5 protein-coding genes are annotated in these 4,028 nt (G+C 75.7%); 3 read left to right on the top strand and 2 right to left on the bottom strand.

Going from position 1 to position 4,028, the window contains the following annotated elements; genetic code table 11:
- The 3 genes from PINTE_RS23485 to PINTE_RS20545 form a co-directional block, all read left to right on the top strand.
- On the top strand, nt 1-394 hold a 394-nt coding region (locus tag PINTE_RS23485), incomplete at its 5' end, for a hypothetical protein (protein WP_217996672.1).
- Entirely contained in the window at nt 391-684 is a 294-nt protein-coding gene (locus tag PINTE_RS20550; protein WP_068434323.1) for a hypothetical protein, read from the top strand. The genes PINTE_RS23485 and PINTE_RS20550, both read left to right, overlap by 4 nt.
- Before the next feature lie 45 nt (nt 685-729).
- Nucleotides 730-1,587 (top strand): GRP family sugar transporter, encoded by an 858-nt coding sequence (locus PINTE_RS20545; protein ID WP_217996671.1) that lies wholly within the window; start codon nt 730-732, stop codon nt 1,585-1,587.
- A gap of 100 nt (nt 1,588-1,687) precedes the next feature.
- Here PINTE_RS20545 and PINTE_RS20540 read toward each other — a convergent pair whose 3' ends face one another.
- Both PINTE_RS20540 and PINTE_RS20535 read right to left on the bottom strand, forming a co-directional pair.
- On the bottom strand, nt 1,688-2,557 hold the full coding sequence (locus tag PINTE_RS20540) for an SDR family oxidoreductase (RefSeq protein ID WP_068434321.1): 870 nt from the start codon (nt 2,555-2,557) through the stop codon (nt 1,688-1,690).
- Nucleotides 2,558-2,875: 318 nt separating this feature from the next.
- Nucleotides 2,876-3,883, bottom strand: coding sequence for an NAD-dependent epimerase/dehydratase family protein (locus tag PINTE_RS20535; RefSeq protein ID WP_068434319.1), 1,008 nt, complete (start codon nt 3,881-3,883; stop codon nt 2,876-2,878).
- Nucleotides 3,884-4,028: the final 145 nt, after the last annotated feature.

Here is a 4,028-nt window from a genome sequence, read left to right as displayed (position 1 = left end):
GGAGGCGGTGGCCGACGGCTGTCGCCACGGGCTGGAACTCATCCCCGGCGACTACCCGGACGTCGACCGCCTGATTCCGGGCGTGTCCGGCGGCGCAGCGCTGGACGCCGACGAGCTGGCCGCCCTGGTGGCGGGCCTGGACGGCCGGCGCGTGCGGGGGCGCGACGTCGTGCGCCTGCCCGAGAGCCTCGCCGGTCGCGGTGGTGGCGCCGAATTCGATCGGGAGTTCCTCCTGCAGGCCATCGGGGCGATGCCCGGCGAGCGGCTGACCCTCGCACTGGACGGCCCTCTCGCGCCGCTTTCGCTGTGCCCGGCCTCCGCCGCAGGCCCGGTCGCGTCCACTGCGTGGACCCTCCTCATGCCGATCGCGCCGGCCCGGGCCACGGCCTCGTGAGCGTGCTCGTGCACCGCTGCCGCCGCTGCGGCCATCGCGAGCAGTGGCACCGACCCCGAGACAGCGGCTACGTGCGCTGCGACTGTTGCCGCGCGGCCGGCGCGCAGGCGGACATCGACCCGGAGCCGGTGCTGGAGCCGACGTGGACTCACCCCGGCTCCGTGCCGGAGCCGCTGTGGGCACCGGGATCGGTGCGGAACGCGGGCACGATGCACGCGCAGGAGTGTTGCGGCTGCGACGCGTGCCGCCGGGCCACCCGGGCTTTGGAGACGGCCCCGGCCGCCTGTTGAGCCGGGTGCCGGGGCTGCGGGCGGGGCCGGGCATACTGGCGCCTCGTGATCGCGGTGACTCTTGCGCTGACCTCGGCGCTGGCCTACGGGGCGTCGGATTTCGTGGCCGGGGTCTCCGCGCGCCGCAGCAACGCCTGGGCGGTGGCGGCCGCGTGCCAGCTGGCGTCGCTCGTCGTCGTCGCGCTGGCCGCATGGGCGGCGACGACGGGGTCCCCGCGCCTCGTCGACTTCACGTGGGGTGCGGTGGGCGGCATCGGCAACGCCGTCGGCACCGCGTTCCTCTACCGCGGGTTCGCCACCGGTCGGGTGTCGGTCGTCGCGCCCGTGTCGGCCGTCGGGGTCGCCCTCGTGCCGGTGGCCGCCGGGCTGCTCTTCGGGGAGCGGCCGAGCCCGCTGACCTGGGCCGGGATCGCCGCGGCTCTGCCCGGCATCTGGTGCGTCTCGCGGGCCGCCGACACCTCGGAGGCGGGCGGCGCCGACTCGCGCGCCCGCGACGCCTCCGCGCTGCGCGATGCCGTGGTGGCGGGGTTGGGCTTCGGCGTGCTGTTCGTCGCCCTCGGCCGGGTCCCCCGCGAAGCAGGTCTGACCCCGGTGGCCGTCTGCCAGCTGGTGGCGCTCCTCACGCTCGTCGCCTTCGCGGTGGCCACCCGCACCCGCTGGGTGGCGCGCGGCGCGGCCGGAGTCGGCGGGCTCGTCGCCGGCGTCATGAGCGCCGGCGCGAACCTCACCTACCTGTTCGCCACCCAGTCGGGCACGATGACGGTCGCCGCCGTGCTGACCGCCCTGTACCCGGTCGTGACGATCCTGCTCGCCGCGGCGATCCTGCGCGAACGCGTCGACGCGGTGCAGGGATTGGGCCTGCTGTTCTGCGCGGTCGCCGTCGGCCTCGTGGCCGCCGGCTGAGCGCCGTCCAGGCCGTCGCCCGCGGCGCCGGGATCGCCACCTGGCCGTGACCGCCTCCAGTGAACGCGACCGCTCGCCCCGCGACACCCACGGCACCGCCTCAGAAGACGGCCTTGCCGCCGGTGACGCCGAGGATCGTGCCGGAGACGTAGCTGGCCTCGTCGGAGGCGAGGAAGACGTAGGCGGCCGCGACCTCGACGGGCTGGCCGGCCCGCCCGAGCGGGGTGTCGGAGCCGAAGCCCTCGACCTTCTCCGCGGCCATCGTCGCCGGGATGAGCGGCGTCCAGATCGGGCCCGGCGCCACGCCGTTGACGCGGATCCCGTCGGGCCCGAGCTCGGCGGCCAGATTGACGACGAGGTTGTTCAGCGCCGCCTTCGTCGAGGCGTAGTCGAGCAGGTGCTCGGAGGGGTTCACCGCCTGCACGGAGGTGGTGATGATGACGCTGCCGCCATCGCTGAGCTCCTTCGACAGGTGCTTGACCAGCCAGAACGGCGAGAACACGTTGGTCGCGTAGGTGCGTTCGATCTGCTCGTCGGGAAAGTCGCTCAGGTGGTCGTGCGTCATCTGGTAGGCGGCGTTCGGCACGAGCACGTCGAGACCGCCGAGCTGCTCGACCGCGCTCGTGGCCGCGTCGATGTTCGCCTGCGCCGTGCGCAGGTCGCCGGGCAGCAGCACGCACCGGCGTCCCGCGGCCTCGACCAGCCGCTTCGTCTCCTGCGCGTCCTGCTCCTCCTCGGGCAGGTAGGCGATCGCGACGTCGGCGCCCTCCGCGGCGAAGATCGCGGCGACCGCGCGCCCGATGCCGGAGTCGGCGCCGGTGATGAGCGCCTTCTTGTCGGTGAGCCGTCCACGCGCCGACCAGTTCTCGCCGTGGTCGGGCTGCGGGTCGAGGTCGGAGACGGTGCCGGGCCAGTCCTGGCTCTGGCCGGGGATCGCGGACAGGTCGGCGTGCTGGTTCTGCTGGGTCACAAGGAGTCCTTCAGGCGTGCGGGCGCGCGCGGGCGCGCGGCGGATGGGTCGGGAGTTGTGGTGGCGCACCGTCGAACTCGCCGAAGCCTTGAGCAAGGTGCGCGGGCGGGCGCCGCTGGTCAGGACGCGCGCGGGGATCTTCACCAGCCTATGCCGGGCTCGTCGCCGCGGCATCCCCACGAAAGCCGCGCGACGTCCGCCCGGCATCGGCACGGCATCGGCACGACCTCCGCACGTCATCGCCGCAGCAACCCGCGCGGCGACCCGCACGGGGCGCGAACAGGCGCCGCGAATCCCGTTGCCGCCCGGGGTGGCCGGCTACGGCAGCGGGTGCTGGGCGTAGTGCGCGGCGAGCCGCGCGAAGCCCTCGTCGAGGCCGACCCGCGGTGCCCAGCCGAGCACGTCGCGGGTGCGCCGCTGGTCGAACCAGTGCGCGGTCGAGAGTTGCTCGGCGAGAAAGCGGGTCAGCGGCGGGTCGGTCTCGAGGTCGTGCCCGAGCCGGAGCCGGGCCGCCGTCACCACGTCGACGGCGCTGCCGGCGGCCAACGCCAGCGGAGCCGGTACCCGCCGCGACGGCCCGACGGCACCGGCCGCGCGGGCCCAGCCGGTGAGGATCTCGGCGATCGGCCGGGGCTCGCCGTTCGTCACGACGAGCGCGAGCCCGCGCGCCGCCTCCACCCGGTCCAGCGCGGCGACGAGCGCGTCGACGGCGTTGTCGAGGTAGACGGTGTCGACGAGCGCCGCGCCCGACCCGAGCACCGGCAGCCGCCCGGCCCGCGCGCGCCGCGCGATACGGGCCACGAGCTGGGTGTCGCCCGGCCCCCACACCAGGTGCGGACGCACGGCCACGACCGCCAGGTCGTCGCGCGCGTCCGCCGCCAGCGCGAGCCGCTCGGCCAGCGCCTTGCTGCGGGCGTACGGGCTGCGCACCGCATCCGGGTCGGCCGGGCCGGCGCCTTCGCCGACGAGCGAGTGCCCCGCGTGCGCGACCGACGGGCTCGAGGTGAACACCATCCGCGGCACGCCCGCCTCCCGGCAGGCCCGCAGGAGGGAGGCGGTGCCGCGCACGTTGATCCGCTCGTACTCGGCCCACGCGCCGGTGGCGTTGACCTTCGCGGCGAGGTGCACCACCGCGTCCTGACCGGCCACCGCCGCCCTCAGCGCCGCGTCGTCGGACAGGTCGCCGAGCGACTCGCGCAGCCCCGCCGCACCGGAGCCGGTCAGCGGCCGCCGCTGGAAGACCGTCACCTCGTCGCCGCGGTCGGCTAGGGCGCGCGCGACACCGCCGCCGAGCATGCCGGACGCGCCGGTGACGAGAACCCTCACGGCCGGCCCACCCGTCCGCCGGCGAGCGCCCGCCGCGCCCAGGCCGCGAGCCGGGTGCGGTCGACCTTCGACTGGTGGCGGATATCCACAGGAAAGTGTGCGGTTTGCAGCACCGCGGCGACGCCCGGGCCCGCAGGTGGCGCCA

Origin of the sequence: Piscicoccus intestinalis NBRC 104926 (assembly GCF_001515525.1) — a bacterium.
Lineage (GTDB): Bacteria > Actinomycetota > Actinomycetes > Actinomycetales > Dermatophilaceae > Kineosphaera > Kineosphaera intestinalis.
The sequence above is the reverse complement of the archived record's forward strand: the minus strand, read 5'-3'. Positions and strand labels throughout refer to the sequence as shown.